14 protein-coding genes and 2 tRNA genes are annotated in these 15,784 nt (G+C 39.4%); 6 read left to right on the top strand and 10 right to left on the bottom strand.

What is annotated here, in order from left to right; translation table 11 throughout:
- The 4 genes from ABD915_RS07875 to rpsL form a co-directional block, all read right to left on the bottom strand.
- Positions 1 to 126 (bottom strand): GTP-binding protein (locus tag ABD915_RS07875; RefSeq protein ID WP_234924853.1); only part of this gene is annotated, 126 nt, incomplete at its 3' end.
- A 65-nt stretch (positions 127 to 191) separates the two neighbouring features.
- Complete coding sequence (fusA, locus tag ABD915_RS07870) at positions 192 to 2,276, bottom strand: elongation factor G (RefSeq protein ID WP_345117158.1); 2,085 nt, start codon at positions 2,274 to 2,276, stop codon at positions 192 to 194.
- A gap of 26 nt (positions 2,277 to 2,302) precedes the next feature.
- On the bottom strand, positions 2,303 to 2,773 hold the full coding sequence (gene rpsG / locus ABD915_RS07865) for a 30S ribosomal protein S7 (RefSeq protein WP_345117156.1): 471 nt from the start codon (positions 2,771 to 2,773) through the stop codon (positions 2,303 to 2,305).
- An 18-nt stretch (positions 2,774 to 2,791) separates the two neighbouring features.
- A complete protein-coding gene (gene rpsL / locus ABD915_RS07860) occupies positions 2,792 to 3,163 on the bottom strand; it encodes a 30S ribosomal protein S12 (RefSeq protein WP_004859227.1) in 372 nt (123 codons plus the stop codon).
- A 513-nt stretch (positions 3,164 to 3,676) separates the two neighbouring features.
- Between rpsL and xth the strand changes: the two genes are divergently transcribed.
- The 5 genes from xth (at position 3,677) to ABD915_RS07835 (ending at position 7,869) form a co-directional block, all read left to right on the top strand.
- Complete coding sequence (gene xth, locus ABD915_RS07855; protein ID WP_345117153.1) at positions 3,677 to 4,459, top strand: exodeoxyribonuclease III; 783 nt, start codon at positions 3,677 to 3,679, stop codon at positions 4,457 to 4,459.
- A gap of 129 nt (positions 4,460 to 4,588) precedes the next feature.
- Entirely contained in the window at positions 4,589 to 5,494 is a 906-nt protein-coding gene (locus ABD915_RS07850) for a transporter substrate-binding domain-containing protein (protein ID WP_345117151.1), read from the top strand.
- A gap of 144 nt (positions 5,495 to 5,638) precedes the next feature.
- On the top strand, positions 5,639 to 6,391 hold the full coding sequence (locus ABD915_RS07845) for an amino acid ABC transporter permease (protein WP_345117149.1): 753 nt from the start codon (positions 5,639 to 5,641) through the stop codon (positions 6,389 to 6,391).
- 2 nt (positions 6,392 to 6,393) lie between these two features.
- Positions 6,394 to 7,110, top strand: coding sequence for an amino acid ABC transporter permease (locus tag ABD915_RS07840; protein WP_345117147.1), 717 nt, complete (start codon positions 6,394 to 6,396; stop codon positions 7,108 to 7,110).
- 12 nt (positions 7,111 to 7,122) lie between these two features.
- Entirely contained in the window at positions 7,123 to 7,869 is a 747-nt protein-coding gene (locus ABD915_RS07835; RefSeq protein WP_345117145.1) for an amino acid ABC transporter ATP-binding protein, read from the top strand.
- A gap of 98 nt (positions 7,870 to 7,967) precedes the next feature.
- On the opposite strand, the gene ABD915_RS07830 is transcribed toward ABD915_RS07835, so the two are convergent.
- From ABD915_RS07830 to ABD915_RS07805, 6 genes are all read right to left on the bottom strand, one after another.
- Positions 7,968 to 8,774, bottom strand: a complete 807-nt coding sequence (locus ABD915_RS07830) for a tetratricopeptide repeat protein (RefSeq protein WP_345117143.1) — start codon at positions 8,772 to 8,774, stop codon at positions 7,968 to 7,970.
- Between the two features lie 577 nt (positions 8,775 to 9,351).
- The gene (locus tag ABD915_RS07825; RefSeq protein WP_345117160.1) at positions 9,352 to 12,075 is read right to left on the bottom strand and encodes a valine--tRNA ligase; all 2,724 of its coding nucleotides are present in this window, start codon (positions 12,073 to 12,075) and stop codon (positions 9,352 to 9,354) included.
- A gap of 161 nt (positions 12,076 to 12,236) precedes the next feature.
- Entirely contained in the window at positions 12,237 to 12,803 is a 567-nt protein-coding gene (locus tag ABD915_RS07820) for a DUF2497 domain-containing protein (RefSeq protein ID WP_345117141.1), read from the bottom strand.
- A 236-nt stretch (positions 12,804 to 13,039) separates the two neighbouring features.
- Complete coding sequence (locus ABD915_RS07815; protein WP_425548201.1) at positions 13,040 to 14,359, bottom strand: TolC family outer membrane protein; 1,320 nt, start codon at positions 14,357 to 14,359, stop codon at positions 13,040 to 13,042.
- A gap of 36 nt (positions 14,360 to 14,395) precedes the next feature.
- The gene (locus tag ABD915_RS07810) at positions 14,396 to 15,070 is read right to left on the bottom strand and encodes a protein-L-isoaspartate O-methyltransferase family protein (RefSeq protein WP_345117137.1); all 675 of its coding nucleotides are present in this window, start codon (positions 15,068 to 15,070) and stop codon (positions 14,396 to 14,398) included.
- Between the two features lie 194 nt (positions 15,071 to 15,264).
- A tRNA-Cys gene (locus ABD915_RS07805) sits at positions 15,265 to 15,338 on the bottom strand.
- Positions 15,339 to 15,524: 186 nt separating this feature from the next.
- Here ABD915_RS07805 and ABD915_RS07800 point away from each other — a divergent pair.
- Positions 15,525 to 15,599, top strand: a tRNA-Asn gene (locus ABD915_RS07800).
- Positions 15,600 to 15,784 lie beyond the last annotated feature (185 nt).

Raw genomic sequence — 15,784 nt, 5'->3', positions numbered from 1 at the left:
ATACGCTTTAAATTCACCAAAATACTTCGTAATCGCCGCTGTTAGCGAAGTCTTCCCATGGTCAACGTGACCAATCGTACCAATATTAACATGCGGCTTCGTACGTTCAAATTTGCTCTTTGCCATTTGAGCTCTCCATTTTCTGTCCCCCAAAAAGGACTAAGTTAAAAAATTAATTACGTAACTTCAAATTACGCGTATTTCTTTTGAATCTCCAAAGCAACAGCCGAAGGGACAGGCTCGTAATGATCAAACTGCATCGTATACTGCGCACGCCCTTGACTCATCGAACGAAGATTGTTCACATAACCAAACATATTTGCCAAAGGGACCATTGCATTCACGACTGTTGCAATACCACGCGCCTCAGTCCCTGAAATCTGACCACGACGAGAATTTAAATCACCAATGACATCACCAACATAATCTTCTGGAGTTACAACTTCTACCTTCATAATCGGCTCAAGAAGCTGTGCACCAGCCTTCTTCGCTCCATCGCGAAAAGCCGCACGAGCAGCAATTTCAAAAGCCAAAACGGAAGAATCAACATCATGATAACCACCATCGATCAAAGTAGCTTTTACACCAAGCATAGGGAAACCTGCAAGAGGCCCCGAACCCATAACACTCTCAATCCCCTTTTGAACACCAGGAATATATTCTTTAGGAACAGCACCACCGACAATTTTTGACTCAAAGATAAAATCATCGCCATCGTGAGGTTCAAAAATAATTTTTACACGAGCAAATTGCCCTGCTCCACCAGACTGCTTCTTATGCGTATAATCGATTTCTGCAGTTTTTGTGATCGATTCACGATAAGCAACTTGAGGTTGCCCAACATTAGCCTCAACCTTAAACTCTCGCCGCATACGATCAACAATAATATCAAGATGAAGCTCACCCATACCAGCTATAATCGTTTGACCTGATTCCTCATCTGACTTTACACGAAACGAAGGATCTTCTGCCGCCAGACGATTGAGTGCAATACCCATTTTCTCTTGGTCTGCTTTTGTCTTTGGCTCAATCGCAATCTCAATAACAGGCTCTGGAAACTCCATTCTCTCCAAAATAACAGGCTTTAGAGGGTCACAAAGAGTATCACCCGTTGTCGTCTCTTTAAGCCCTGCGAGAGCAACAATATCACCAGCAAACGCCTCCTCAATATCTTCACGAGAATTAGAATGCATTTGAAGCATACGCCCCAAACGCTCCTTCTTCCTCTTTACAGTATTCTCGAGAGAAATACCCTTTTGAACCTTACCAGAATAAATACGACAGAAAGTCAGCGATCCCACAAACGGATCATTCATAATCTTAAAAGCCAGCATAGAAAGTGGAGCATCATCTGAAGATTCACGCGTTGTCTCACCCTCAGTCTTCACATCAACACCACTAATTGCAGGAACATCAACTGGAGAAGGAAGATAAGAAACAACAGCATCTAAAAGTGGCTGAACGCCTTTATTTTTAAAAGCCGTGCCACAAAGAACTGGATGAAATTGAACCTCTATAGTTCCCTTACGAATGAGAGCAACAAGCTGTTCATTGGTTGGCATAACACCCTCCAAATAAGCCTCTGTCGCAGCCTCATCAACTTCAACAGCCATCTCGATTAGCTTTTCGCGATACTCTTCTGCCTTCTCCTGCAAATCGGAGGGAATCTCACTTACTACTGCTGAAGCACCGATAGAGCCATCCCATTTCAATGCCTTCATTTCGACAAGATCAACGACACCTTCAAAATCATTTTCAGCACCGATCGGCAACTGCAAAACAAGTGCCCTAGCCCCCAAACGCGAGCCAACCATCTCAACACTACGATAAAAATCAGCACCTATCTTGTCCATTTTATTAACAAAAACCATGCGTGGCACACGATACTTCTCAGCTTGCCGCCAGACAGTTTCCGTCTGAGGCTCCACACCAGCATTTGCATCCAACAACGCTATCGCACCATCAAGGACCCGCAAAGAGCGCTCAACCTCAATCGTAAAATCAACATGCCCTGGCGTATCAATGATGTTAAAGCGCCGCTTTCGACCATCACGCCCTTCCCAAAAGGTCGTTGTCGCAGCGGACGTAATCGTAATACCACGCTCTTGCTCTTGCTCCATCCAATCCATTGTAGAAGCACCATCATGGGTCTCACCGATTTTATGACTCTTACCAGTATAGAACAAAATACGCTCAGTCATAGTGGTCTTACCGGCATCGATGTGTGCCATAATACCAAAATTACGATAATCTTCAATTTTATATTCGCGAGCCATTGCACTTGCCTTAGTTTTAAACACACTTACCAGCGATAATGAGAGAACGCACGGTTAGCCTCAGCCATACGGTGAACATCCTCACGCTTCTTAACCGCAGAACCACGATTATTAGCCGCATCCATTAATTCACCAGAAAGACGATCAATCATTGTTGTCTCATTACGTCCACGCGCCGCCGTAATCAACCAACGGATAGCAAGAGCCTGACGACGATCAGGACGCACCTCAATCGGAACCTGATAAGTAGCACCACCAACGCGTCGTGAGCGAACCTCAATATGAGGAGCAACATTCTCTAACGCCTGATGAAACAAAGCCACAGGATCTGATTTCACCTTATTCTCCACAGCATCAAGCGCACCATAAACAATACGCTCGGCAACCGACTTTTTGCCATCAAACATGACAGCATTCATAAATTTTGTAATAACCAAATCACCAAATTTTGGATCTGGATTAATTTCACGTTTTTCTGCTCTATGGCGACGGGACATGGACTCTGTCTCTCAATATTATTTTGGACGCTTCGCGCCATACTTTGAACGACGCTGTTTACGATTCTTGACACCCTGTGTATCAAGTAACCCACGGATAATGTGATAACGAACTCCTGGCAAATCCTTCACACGACCACCACGAATCATCACAACAGAGTGCTCTTGAAGATTATGCCCCTCTCCAGGGATATAACCAATCACCTCAAATCCATTTGTCAAACGGACTTTAGCAACTTTCCGAAGAGCAGAATTTGGCTTCTTCGGTGTCGTTGTATAGACACGTGTACAAACACCACGCTTCTGTGGATTAGATTGAAGGGCAGGAACCTTATTGCGCTTAACTGGCGCCACACGAGGCTTGCGAATCAACTGATTTACGGTAGGCATGTAACCTTCCTCTTTTTTTCGATCTACGTTCGTCTCACCCATTTGGGCTTTATTATTTGTATCTATTCCGACACAATCGGAGCAAACACCTAAGCTTACATACAAAATCGGGCACACCTGCTATAAACAGCTTACCCGACTACACGCAGAGAAGGCAAAAGCCTTTTGCACTTGCATTTGCTTTTAATCTTTTAAAACAACCCTTACTTGATAATAATTTGATAAACACCAAAAACGTCAATCACTCTTATCATCGGCTGTGATAGCCTCTAATAACGAGAACAGATACATTCGTCAAGAACTAAACATCAGAAAGTTTTTAAAAATGAAAATAAATTAAATCGCCGTACTTTAAAATTTTGCTTTTACAGGAATTCTTGATAAATCAGATTATCATATTAATATTCTCAACCACAATAATAAAGAGCCGCGACATAGCGCAACATATCTTGAGCATTTATAAATTAACCTAGTAATTCAACCAATTGCACACACGATATTTAAGATAAGGTCATGAAAATAGTAACGTGGAATATTGCCGGAATAAAAGCGCGGCATGAAACATTATATCAATGGCTACAGCAAAATCAGCCCGATATAGTCTGTCTACAAGAAATTAAAAGTACCGATGAGAATTTTCCACGTGATGCAATTAAAAATCTAGGTTATCACATAGAAACGCACGGACAAAAAAGTTTTAATGGTGTTGCGATTCTCTCTAAAAAAACGCCTGATGAAGTTATTCGCCGTTTACCAGGCAATGAAAATGACGAACAATCACGTTACATTGAAGCCGTTTATTCAACAAATAAAGGCGTCATTCGTGTTGCATCACTCTATCTTCCCAATGGTAATCCCACAAACAGTGAAAAATACCCTTATAAAATGGAGTGGATGGAGAGATTATACGCACATGCAAAATCATTACTTACCTATGAAGAACCACTTGTCTTAGCTGGTGATTATAACGTTATCCCTACCCTATTGGATGCAAAAACCCCCAAAGAATGGAGGCATGACGCCTTATTTCTTCCACAAACAAGACAAGCATTCCAACGTATAGTTCATTTAGGTTTTTATGACGCTATTCGTAATGTCACAGATACCCCCTCATTTAGCTTCTGGGATTTCCAAGCGGGTGCATGGCGCAAAAATAACGGGATTCGCATTGATCACTTATTATTATCACCAGAAGCTGTCGATCAACTTATCTGCGCTTATAGCCAAAAAGAAGTAAGAGGCTATCAAAAACCATCAGACCACACTCCCGTTTGGGCTCACTTTAAATTACAATAAACAAAATACAACGCATGATTTTTTAAATAAAAAAATATCCCACCTAGAATATAAATGTGCTACACTATGAATAACAATATATTTAAAACATAAAACAAGAATAAAAAACATAAATGAATGGAAGACATAATGAAAAAATCACTGTTAATATTTATTGCAGCGGCTGGCATTGGACTCACAAATGTCGCACATGCTGGGAACGATACACTTGAAAAAATTAAAAAAACGGGAGAGATCACCTTAGGTGTCCGTGAATCATCAGGACTAGCTTATGCTCTTGGCAATGGAAAATATGTAGGCTTCCACACAGAAATGGCAGAGCACATCATTGACGATATTTCAAAAAAAATTGGTAAACCAATTAAAATTCATTATCTTCCCATCACATCACAAAATAGAATCCCTCTCTTGAAAAACAGCACCTATGATTTTGAGTGTGGCTCAACAACAAATGATGTTTCTCGCAGTAAGGAAGTAGCATTTGCTTATACCACTTACGTCGAAGAAGTTCGAATTGCAGTAAAGAAAAATTCTAACATTAAATCTCTTGAGGATTTGAATGGGAAAACAATCGCAACCACTACCGGTACAACGTCTGTTCAACTGCTCCGCAAAAATAAACGTGCAAAAAACATTGACTTTAATGTCGTGAAAGGAAAAGACCATGGAGATAGCTTTTTATTGCTAGAATCAGGCCGTGCAGACGCATTTGTTATGGATGCTTCAATTCTTGCTGGGCATATTGCCAAATCAAAAAACCCATCTGATTATGTCATTCTTGATAGTGTACTTTCAGTCGAACCCATCGCCTGCATGCTCCGACTGCACGACAAAAACTTTGAACAAGCGATCAACGATAGCATTGTACGCCAAATCAAAGACGAATCACTTGAAAAACTTTATGAGAAATGGTTTATGAAACCAACTCCACCTGCAAATACTATCGTCAACCTTCCCTTGTCCAAATCAACGAAATATGCTTGGGAACATCCAAACAATAAGCCTCGAGAAAAATACACAGAAAACAATTTGTAGAATTTTTAAAAAAAGGATAACCACACTCTTTGAAAATTGAGTGTGGTTATTTTTTAGTTCACTTTTCAGTAAATTCCCCATATGTAAGTACAGCTGGTTTATTGCCCTGTTTTGTAAATAACTAAATTTAGGAAATATCAATCAATGGACTTTTCTTTCCTTTGTAAAGATGATCTCACCCAAACACTGGTAGCGGGGTGCCTCGGAACCTCTGGCGTGAGTCATACCTATTTAGATACACTGCTCGATGGATTAAAAAATACAGTTGTACTCTCCATTACTTCACTGATCTTAGCTGTATTTTTTGGTGTTATTATAGGAACAATGCGCACTCTCCCGAATACTTCCATAATCACTTGCTCATTTCGTGCTATTGCCAGTATTTGGGTGGAAATTATGCGTAACATTCCTCTCCTTGTACAGGTCTTTTTATGGTATTTTGTTGTGCCTAAAATTTATCCACCAGCTATGAATTTTTCACCAATTCTTTTAATAACATGTGCCTTGGGATTTTTTACATCTGCACGCATAGCAGAACAGGTTCGTTCAGGGATTGAAGCTATTTCTTCTGGACAGCGCTATGCAGCGATGGCAATGGGTTTTACGACATATCAAAGTTATCGCTACATCATATTACCGCGTGCTATGCGCACAATCATGCCTCCACTTACTTCAGAAGCAATGGGGATTGTAAAAAACTCATCTATAGCATTCGCCGTATCAATAAATGAACTCATGCAATTTCAATACCAAACGATTGAAGAAATAAGTCATGTTTACGAGAACTATTTGCTCGTCACAATTCTTTATATTCTGATAGCACTGTTCATATTCACCATTATGACAGTGATTGAACAAATGCTCAAAATTCCTAATTCTCAAACGGAGGGACATTGAATATGATAGATTTCATGAGCTCTCATTTTGGATTTTCTTCGCCTTTCAATTTTTCAGACTTTGATTTTTCGTTTTTCACTTTTGACATATTCTGTTCTTACATTTTATCAGGTTTGCTCTTTAGTATTTTTCTAACCCTTTTTGCGACGGTATTTGGATTTATTTTTGGCACGCTTTTAGCAATGATGCGTCTTTCTTCCATTAAACTGCTCTCTTCGCTTGCAATAATTTATATAACTGCTATGCGCTCCATACCGCTTGTTATGGTTATCTTATGGTTTTTTGTGCTTTTGCCTTTCATTACCGGCACATCAATCGGTGCAAATAAATCAGCACTCATTACCTTTACTGCATTTGAAACCGCTTATTTTGCTGAAATTATGCGTGCTGGTATAAATTCAGTTTCGCAAGGACAAAAATATGCGGGACAAGCTCTTGGAATGACATATTGGCAAAATATGTACATTGTAATCCTTCCCCAAGCTTTTAGAGACATGCTACCAGTCTTTTTAACACAAGTTATTATACTTTTTCAGGATACAACGCTCGTTTATGCAATCAGTGGCAACAGCCTTTTGAATGGTTTTGATATTGTTGCTAACAATTTTGGTGTAAAGCAAGAAGCTTATGTCTTGGCAGCCATTTTCTATTTTGTTATCTGTTTCACACTGTCGCAAATAGTTTTACATTTACAGAAAAAAATATCCATTGTTCGCTAACAGGAAAAAAAAATGTCTACTCACATGATCGAAATAAAAAACGTTTCCAACTGGTATGGCGAAGTTAATGTTCTTAAAAACTGTACAACCACTATTAACAAAGGAGAAGTTGTTGTAGTTTGTGGACCATCAGGTTCAGGAAAGTCAACACTTATTAAAACTATTAATGCTTTGGTACCTTTTCAAAAAGGTGAAATTTGGATTGATGGAGTACCAGTGCATTCAAAACAAACAAATCTGCCTAAATTGCGCAGTCACGTAGGAATGGTATTTCAACATTTCGAGCTTTTTCCACATTTATCTGTCACAGAAAATTTGACAATAGCACAAATCAAAGTTCTAAAGCGCAACAAAAAAGAAGCACTTGAACGCGGTTTATTATATCTTGAACGTGTTGGACTCATTGCACATAAAGATAAATATCCCGGTCAACTTTCCGGAGGTCAACAACAACGTGTTGCTATTGCACGCGCCTTAACTATGGACCCACTTGTTATGCTTTTTGATGAACCTACATCTGCTCTAGATCCTGAAATGGTTGGTGAAGTACTCGATGTCATGATCGGCTTAGCAGAAGAAGGTATGACGATGATGTGTGTAACGCATGAAATGGGTTTTGCTCAAAAAGTATCAGAGCGTGTTATTTTCATGGATCAGGGACAAATTCTCGAAGATTGTTCATCCAAAGAGTTTTTCTCCGCTCCGCAAGCGAGAACACCGCGTGCACAAGAGTTTTTATCTAAAATTCTCAGTCATTAATCGCTACATTATGTTGACCAAAAACTCTTCCTGTTTAAGCTCGAATAAAAATCTGTATTCTGCTATCAGGAAGTTCAAGAAACGTTGTAATAAAATATTCAAAAACTTTTATTTTTTAGAATATCATCGACCAGAGACATGGCCGTACGTCGCTCGAATTCATTACAAATGGCAAAAGCGCGCTCTTGCATAGGACGGATCCAATCACGGTCTTTTGCATTGGCTTTTTCATAAGCTGCAGTTAACATCGCAACACCGCGAACTGTTTTTCCTGCCTGAAAAAGCATATTCCCAAGCATTGCTTGAGCAGGAGGATTCCCCTTTCTTGCTGAAAGCTGAAACCACCGTGCCGCCTGTACAAGATTTTTTTCTCTTCCCTCTCCCTTTAAAAAGATTTTTCCCAAGTGATACTCAGCTATAGGATTTCCATAATTCATCGCTGCCTGCATATAAAGACGAGCAGCATAAAAAGGATTAGGTTTTACAGATGATTGAGGAATACCTTTTTTTATATAACCCGCAAGTTTAACCAATGCATCAGAAACATAGCTTTCATTCTCTGAACCAAGATCTGCACCTTTTTCAACAATATGTGCAAAAAAGGTATATGCTTTATAATCATCCTTAGGTACACCATCACCCTCTGCATAGATATGGCCAAGTTTCCAATTTGCACCAATATGGCCCATATTAGCTGCACAACGTAATGCTGAAAGTGCTTGATTTATTTGACCATTTTTATAAGCAGACATACCACGTTTCAAAAAATAAGACGAATTATCAGTAGCTTTCTGTAATCCATTGGCATCTATTCCATAAGCAGTAGAAAGTGCTTCCCAAAAAAGAAATCCTCCTAAAGTAATAATAATAGCAAATTTTTTCGATGCTCTAAGCCTATTTATCATCTAAAAATCTCCCCCATTATCTCGGTTTTAATCATCATATCTATTACAAATTTCTTTGTATAGATTCGAAATCTTCTTCTTAGTAAGAGAGAAAAAAGATATCACAACAAGCATTTTAGCAGAAAAGATCAATAAATAAAAATTGCCTAAAATACCCGACTAAAAGAAAGTTTTACTTTTGTGTATAAAAAATTAATTTATAAGTATAAATCATTATTCTGTATTTTATAGAAGATCTCTTGGTATTATAATTTTGATTATTTTCACATTCTTATTATGAAACAGAAAAAACTATTCCATAGATATATATTAAAAAGCAATTTTAGAATAAATGTAACATATGATTAATCAACCGTTTAAACACGAGAGCAGCATCAATTTTCAAAAGTGATAAACATTAATGATGGTGTTAACTGATTACTTCATAAACATAAAAAACGGCAAAGCACAGCAGACTTTTCATTATAACATTCATTAAATAACGCTATGAAAAGAAATTCCCTTTAAAGGAAATCTATAAATCAGCAACGCAATAGCATAGAGTTTTCTTTGAAAAGAACAGAATAAAAAAGCGCAATTATACCAACCGCTCTAAAGCAACAGATATTTTTTTCTGCGCAGCTCGTAATTCTATAATCCTATTACGTTCAACCTCGACAATTTCCGGTTTTGCATTTTCTATAAATTTGGGATTGTTTAGTTTAATCGATATCTTCTCAATATCTTTCTCAATTTTACTGACATCTTTCATCAAACGAGCACGTTCAGCTTCCAAATCAATCAACTGCCCCAATGGTAAACAAAAAATTGCCTCTCCTAAAATCATTTGCGCTGATACAGCTGGAACTTTATCAGAAAAATGAACTGTTTCAATACGTGCCAATTTTTTAAGGAGAACATCATAACGTTGCACACGCTCTCGTGTTAGTTCTCCTCCTTCTACAATAACAAGAGGCGCTAAGGTCCCCGCAGGAATATTCATTTCAAAACGCACAGACCGAATCCCACTGACAACATCAATAAGCCAATTAATATCAGAAGCAGCCTCTTCATCTGCAAACATTCCTTCTGGCCATTGCATCAATGCCAGCATATCTTCACGCTTCATGCTTGGCGTTTCTGTGAGAGACCACAACTCCTCCGTCATATGAGGCATAAAAGGATGAAGAAGCTTATAAACCTCATCTAAAACCCAAGCAGTACATGCCTGAACTTCACTTTTAGCATCTTCATTCGAACCTTGAAAAACAGGTTTGAGAAGCTCTAAGTACCAATCACAGAGTGTATTCCAAATGAAGCGATAAAGTGCACTAGCAGACTCATTAAACTTATAGTTTTCAATACCGGTGGTTACTGCCGAAACAGTTTTAGACAACTCTGTTAAAATCCAACGATTAAGTGCAAGCTTTGCTTTTTCTGGCTTAAAAGTTGGATTATGCTTAACACCGTTCATCTTTGCAAATCGGGTAGCATTCCATAACTTCGTAGCAAAATTACGATAACCTGCAATACGGGAAGGATCAAGTTTTACATCACGACCTTGTGCTGCCATAATAGCCAAAGTAAAACGGAGTGCATCTGCGCTATATTGATCAATAAGCTCCAATGGATCAATAATATTTCCCTTCGACTTTGACATCTTTGCCCCCTTCTGATCCCGTACGAGAGCGTGCACATAAACCGTTGGAAAAGGAACCTCACCCATAAAATGAAGTCCCATCATCATCATGCGAGCAACCCAAAAGAAAATAATATCAAACCCAGTAACCGATAGAGATGTTGGGTAAAAGGTGGCTAATTCAATCGTTTTATTTGGCCAGCCTAGCGTTGAAAAAGGCCAAAGAGCTGATGAAAACCAAGTATCTAAAACATCCTGATCACGTGTTAACTTAACCACTTCACCATAATGAGAGAGAGCCGCATCTAAAGCCTCTTCTTCATTTTTTTCCACAAAAACTGTGCCATCAGGTCCGTACCACGCTGGAATCTGATGTCCCCACCATAATTGGCGCGAAATACACCAAGGTTGAATATTTTGCATCCAATTGAAATAAGTTTTTCCCCAATTGTCGGGCACAAATTGCGTTTTTCCTTGACGAACAGCCTCTATTGCTGGCTTAGCTAATTCTGCAGCATTAACATACCATTGATCTGTCAAGAAGGGCTCAATAGGTACCCCACTCCGATCTCCATGAGGAACAGTATGTGGATGCTCATCAACAGTGACTAAATACCCCTTCTCTTCCATCAAAGAAACAATCCGATTGCGTGCAACAAAACGATCAGATTTGTCTAAATTTTCCACCAATGTTTTCAATTCATCCGTTAAGACCAAACCATCAAAAAACGCTTCATTCTCATGCAGAAAAATCTCAGCTTTTTGCGTAAAAATATTGATCAAACGTAAATTATTGCGCTTCCCTACTTCAAAATCATTAAAGTCATGTGCTGGTGTGATTTTTACAGCACCACTTCCCTCATCAGGATCAGCATAAGCATCACCAACAATCAACAACCTACGACCAATAAGCGGCAAAAGAGCATTTTGACCTATAAGATTTTTATAACGATCATCTTCAGGATTAACTGCGATTCCCGTATCACCAAGCATTGTTTCTGGTCGTGTTGTCGCAACTGTTATAAAAGTCGTAGCATCACTTGGATCAAAAACTTTACCTTCAAGTGGATACCTAAAGTGCCACAAATGGCCTTTAACTTCTTTTTGCTCAACTTCAAGATCCGAAATAGCCGTCAACAATTTAGGATCCCAATTGACCAAACGCTTATCCTTATATATCAGCCCTTGCTTATAAAGCGTGACAAAAACTTCACGGACAGCTTGGGATAAGCCTTCATCCATTGTAAACCGTTCACGCGACCAATCACATGAAACACCAAGGCGCCGTAGTTGATTGGCAATAACGCCTCCAGTCTCGTGACGCCATTCCCAAATACGCTCAATAAACTTTTCCCTACCCATTTCCTGACGCGTTGGCTCTTGGCGCTCTGCAAGTTGACGCTCAACAACCATTTGCGTTGCAATCCCTGCATGATCCATACCGGGCTGCCATAACACATTTTTACCACGCATCCGCTGAAAGCGAACCATAATATCCTGAATTGTCGTATTGAGTGCATGCCCCATATGGAGAGAGCCCGTAACATTAGGAGGCGGGAGCATAACACAAAAAGGCTCTGCACCACTTTTTGCCCCCATCCCCGCTTTAAAAGCACCACGAGTTTCCCACTTTTTTGCAACCCGTTGCTCTATGGAAGCAGCATCATAGTTTTTTTCTAACATTCCACTCACCCATAACGCCGCTGAAAAGCGCACTGTACGATCTAAAATCCGATCATACTCTCCACAAACCTCGTCTCTTCACATTAAGCCTGCAAAACTGCAGACAAAACTCTCATAAGAAACAAAATCAAAATCATAAAAAATAATAAGAAAAGCAAAAGTTAAGATGACTTCTTAATTGCCTTAACGATCTCTTCACGTAAAATATCTTCAAGCAAAACAGGCAGTTTACGCTGTAACCATTCTGCTAAAGCTGGACGTAATACATCCTTTGCAATCTTCTCCGCAGAAGAAATACAATACGCAGAAAGCTCTACACGATCAGCAGCCATATTTTCTGACTGCGATACAAACACCTCATCATTAGATTCTTTTGTTTTATGAACAGAACGCTGCTCTTCAGAAGAAAGCTTCATTTTTTGCATATCCACGCCAACCGTATTATTTTCTGCCTCTATATTTTCTTTCTCTTGCGTTAAAGAAAAGTCCTGTTTTTCAGAAGAAAGACCAATACGATCAGCCAGAGCTTTCATAGCATCATCAACCGATAAGGTTGTATCATAAAGACTCTCCGACGGCCCTGCTGAACGATCTGTAGGAGCATCCACTGCAATACTTTCATTTGAAAAGTGATCAGGCTGAACTGCATTCTCCTCGATTATTTCTCGAATAGATGTCAAAATTTCATCCATACTTGGCTCACGTAATACGCTTGAACTCTGTACCATACTTAAAAACCTCTCAAAGACGCAACCACAAACAGAATCACACTCTTAGTGTAAGCAAAAGAATCATAAGATCAACACGCCACTTTGTCATGAAAATGATGCTGCACACAACTTTCTTCATTTATAAAAAATAACACTTAACCGCTCTATTTTCTAACATGCTGAACTACCGATTTTCTGATCTTTTAAAGATTAAAACTCTTTAGCATATTCAAAGAACCATTTTTACACTTTTATCAATTATACTTAATCGTTTTCAAGCCTAAATAATTTGCTGTTAATTTACCAATGGCAGATTGAACACCGTAACTCGCTACAACAGCATTACGCTCTGCCATCACAAGTGCAATTTGAGCATTAATCAACTGAGTGCGAGAATTTAAAACATCCAATGTAGTCGCCTGCCCTACGTGATTCTCTTGAACACGACCATTAAGAGCAATTTCAGCAGCACGAACACTCTCACGATAAGCAACGACAGATGAACGTGCACCTTCTAACTGAAACCAAGCAGAAGTAAGTGCCTGTCTTGTATTACTCTGAGCCAAATCAAGCTGGAGATGAGCTTGCCCAAGCTGTTCCTTTGATTGGCGAATCTGCGCAGATGTACGCCCACCTTCAAAAATTGGAACACTCAGTGACAACCCTATTGATTTAGAAACTCCATCCTCCCCAAGACCACTGTAAATACGATTATAAGACGCAGCTGCAGAAAAATCAATTTTAGGAAGTAACGCTCCTTCTTTTGCCTTTACATTATAAAAACTAGCATCAACTAAATATTTTGCATAAAGAATTGCCGGATGCAGTGCAACGCTCATTTGGTAAGCGGCATTAAGATTTACCGGCAAACCTCCTGCCACCTGTGGACGTTTTAACTTGTCAGGATCAGAACCAACAATTTGTCGATAGACTGCTTCTGCTGACTTTACATCAGCACGTGCAAGACTAAGTTCTGAAACAGCCACAGAACGCGCAGCTTGTGCCTGAGAAAGATCAACGCGTCCCCCTTCTCCCACATCAAGTTTTGCTTTATTCGAACGAACTTGCTCTTCAAGAGCAGCCAAATTTTCCCTACGAAGATCAGCAATACGACGTGCTTGATACACATTAGCATACGCTGTTACAGTATCCAGAAACATATTTTGTTCAGCATTACGAAGATACTCGCGCTGCGCTTGCAGCTTAATCTGAGCTGCAGAAAACATATTTTGCGTGATAAAGCCATCAAATAACCTTTGATTTAATCTTACCCCAAAAGATCCAGAAGTCGTATAAGGACCTGTAATGGACTTATTTCGCCCATAGCTCCCAATTCCTTCAATTTGTGGTAATAACCCCGACCTTGCGATCACCACATCATCACTGGAGATACGCACAGCAGCCCGTTCACTATTCAACTTGGCATTGTTTACATAAGCTTTAGCAAAAGCATCCATCAATGTTTCAGCACAAACTGACCCTGATAGTAAAACACTCAGCGCCAAAAACAAACACACCTGAAACTTTTTGTTTATTTTGAATACAATACACACAACAGCATACCCCAAACTCATCACACCACTATCTTTTATACACAAACAAAACAAGCATTAAAATACAAAGTCAGGCGCTTTTAAAAAACCAGGAAGACATTTTACAGCAAGATTAAAAGCACGACGCACCGAAATAATTCCATCTTCTTTCACATAAATTCTTGCAACACCGGCATTACCATGTCCTTCAACCACAACAAGACGCCCATAGTTTTTCATTTGATCAAAGATATCCTCTGGAATAAAATCAACAGAACCCTCAATAAAAATCACATCATAAGGCCCCTCATCGGCGTACCCCTGCTCTAATGGTCCATGAACCACAACCACATTGTCATATTGATGACGTTCCAAAATTTCGGCAGCACATTTCGAAAGAGTTTCACTAGCTTCTAACGCAATCACAGCCCCCGCAAGTTTTGAAAGCAATGCAGAGCAATAACCGCTATTTGCACCAATATTTAAAACAATATCCGATGATTTTACAGCCGCAAGCTGTAATAATTTTGCTAAAGACGCAGGTGCCATCAAATAGCGGGCAGGCCCTTCACTTTGTGCTGAACATATAAGGATATCGGTATCAAGATAACTCAAAGCTCTCATATCTTCCGGTATAAAATCTTCACGCGATACCGTTAAAAACGCTTCAAGAACTGATAAATCCGTTACATCTACTGTACGAATTTGATTGTCGACCATTTTGCGGCGAAGCTCTGCAAAATCTGCAACCATAATGCCCCTTTTCTCCTATATACAACAAAACAGCTATAATGAGGACCTAAATTTGCAGATGTTACAAAAAAGTACGCTACAGTCAACAATGAGATTCTCACCGTACAATCTCTCACAGTAAAGCGTTTTTACCATGGAAAGAAACAACTTACTTGCGCGTATTACTCCTAAAGACCATTTTGTTTAAAATCGGCTGGAGGCCTCGCCCGGAATCGAACCGGGATACAAGGATTTGCAGTCCTCTGCGTAACCATTCCGCCACGAGGCCTCGTCAACAAATATAGAAATGTCAATAAGGGAAGGCAACGCATCCGTCAAGCTATAGAAATTTTCTCTAACCTTTTTTCCTCTCTATTATGCAATTTCTGATATTTTTTTTAAAAAAAACAATTTTACTCTTTGCAAATCAGTATTGCTTTGCTATAGCCTTCGCAGTTAGACAATTGAGCACTGTTCCCCGGTAGCTCAGCGGTAGAGCAACCGGCTGTTAACCGGTTGGTCGCTGGTTCGAATCCGGCCCGGGGAGCCAAATTTCTTTTCATTAATATACTTTTTTATTAAATTTTTAAAGGTTAGGGATGCGTTGATGTAGCTTGTCGGCAGGTTTTGTATATTTTGCCACTAGGTTTTGTACCAATTTATTTTGTTTTAAAGAGTTTTTAAGGGGTTCTCAAAGGGTCTTCAAAGACCTTTCAAAGGTTGTTTTAAGATTCG

The organism is Bartonella jaculi (genome assembly GCF_039543045.1).
GTDB classification, from domain to species: Bacteria; Pseudomonadota; Alphaproteobacteria; order Rhizobiales; family Rhizobiaceae; genus Bartonella; species Bartonella jaculi.
The sequence above is the reverse complement of the archived record's forward strand: the minus strand, read 5'-3'. Positions and strand labels throughout refer to the sequence as shown.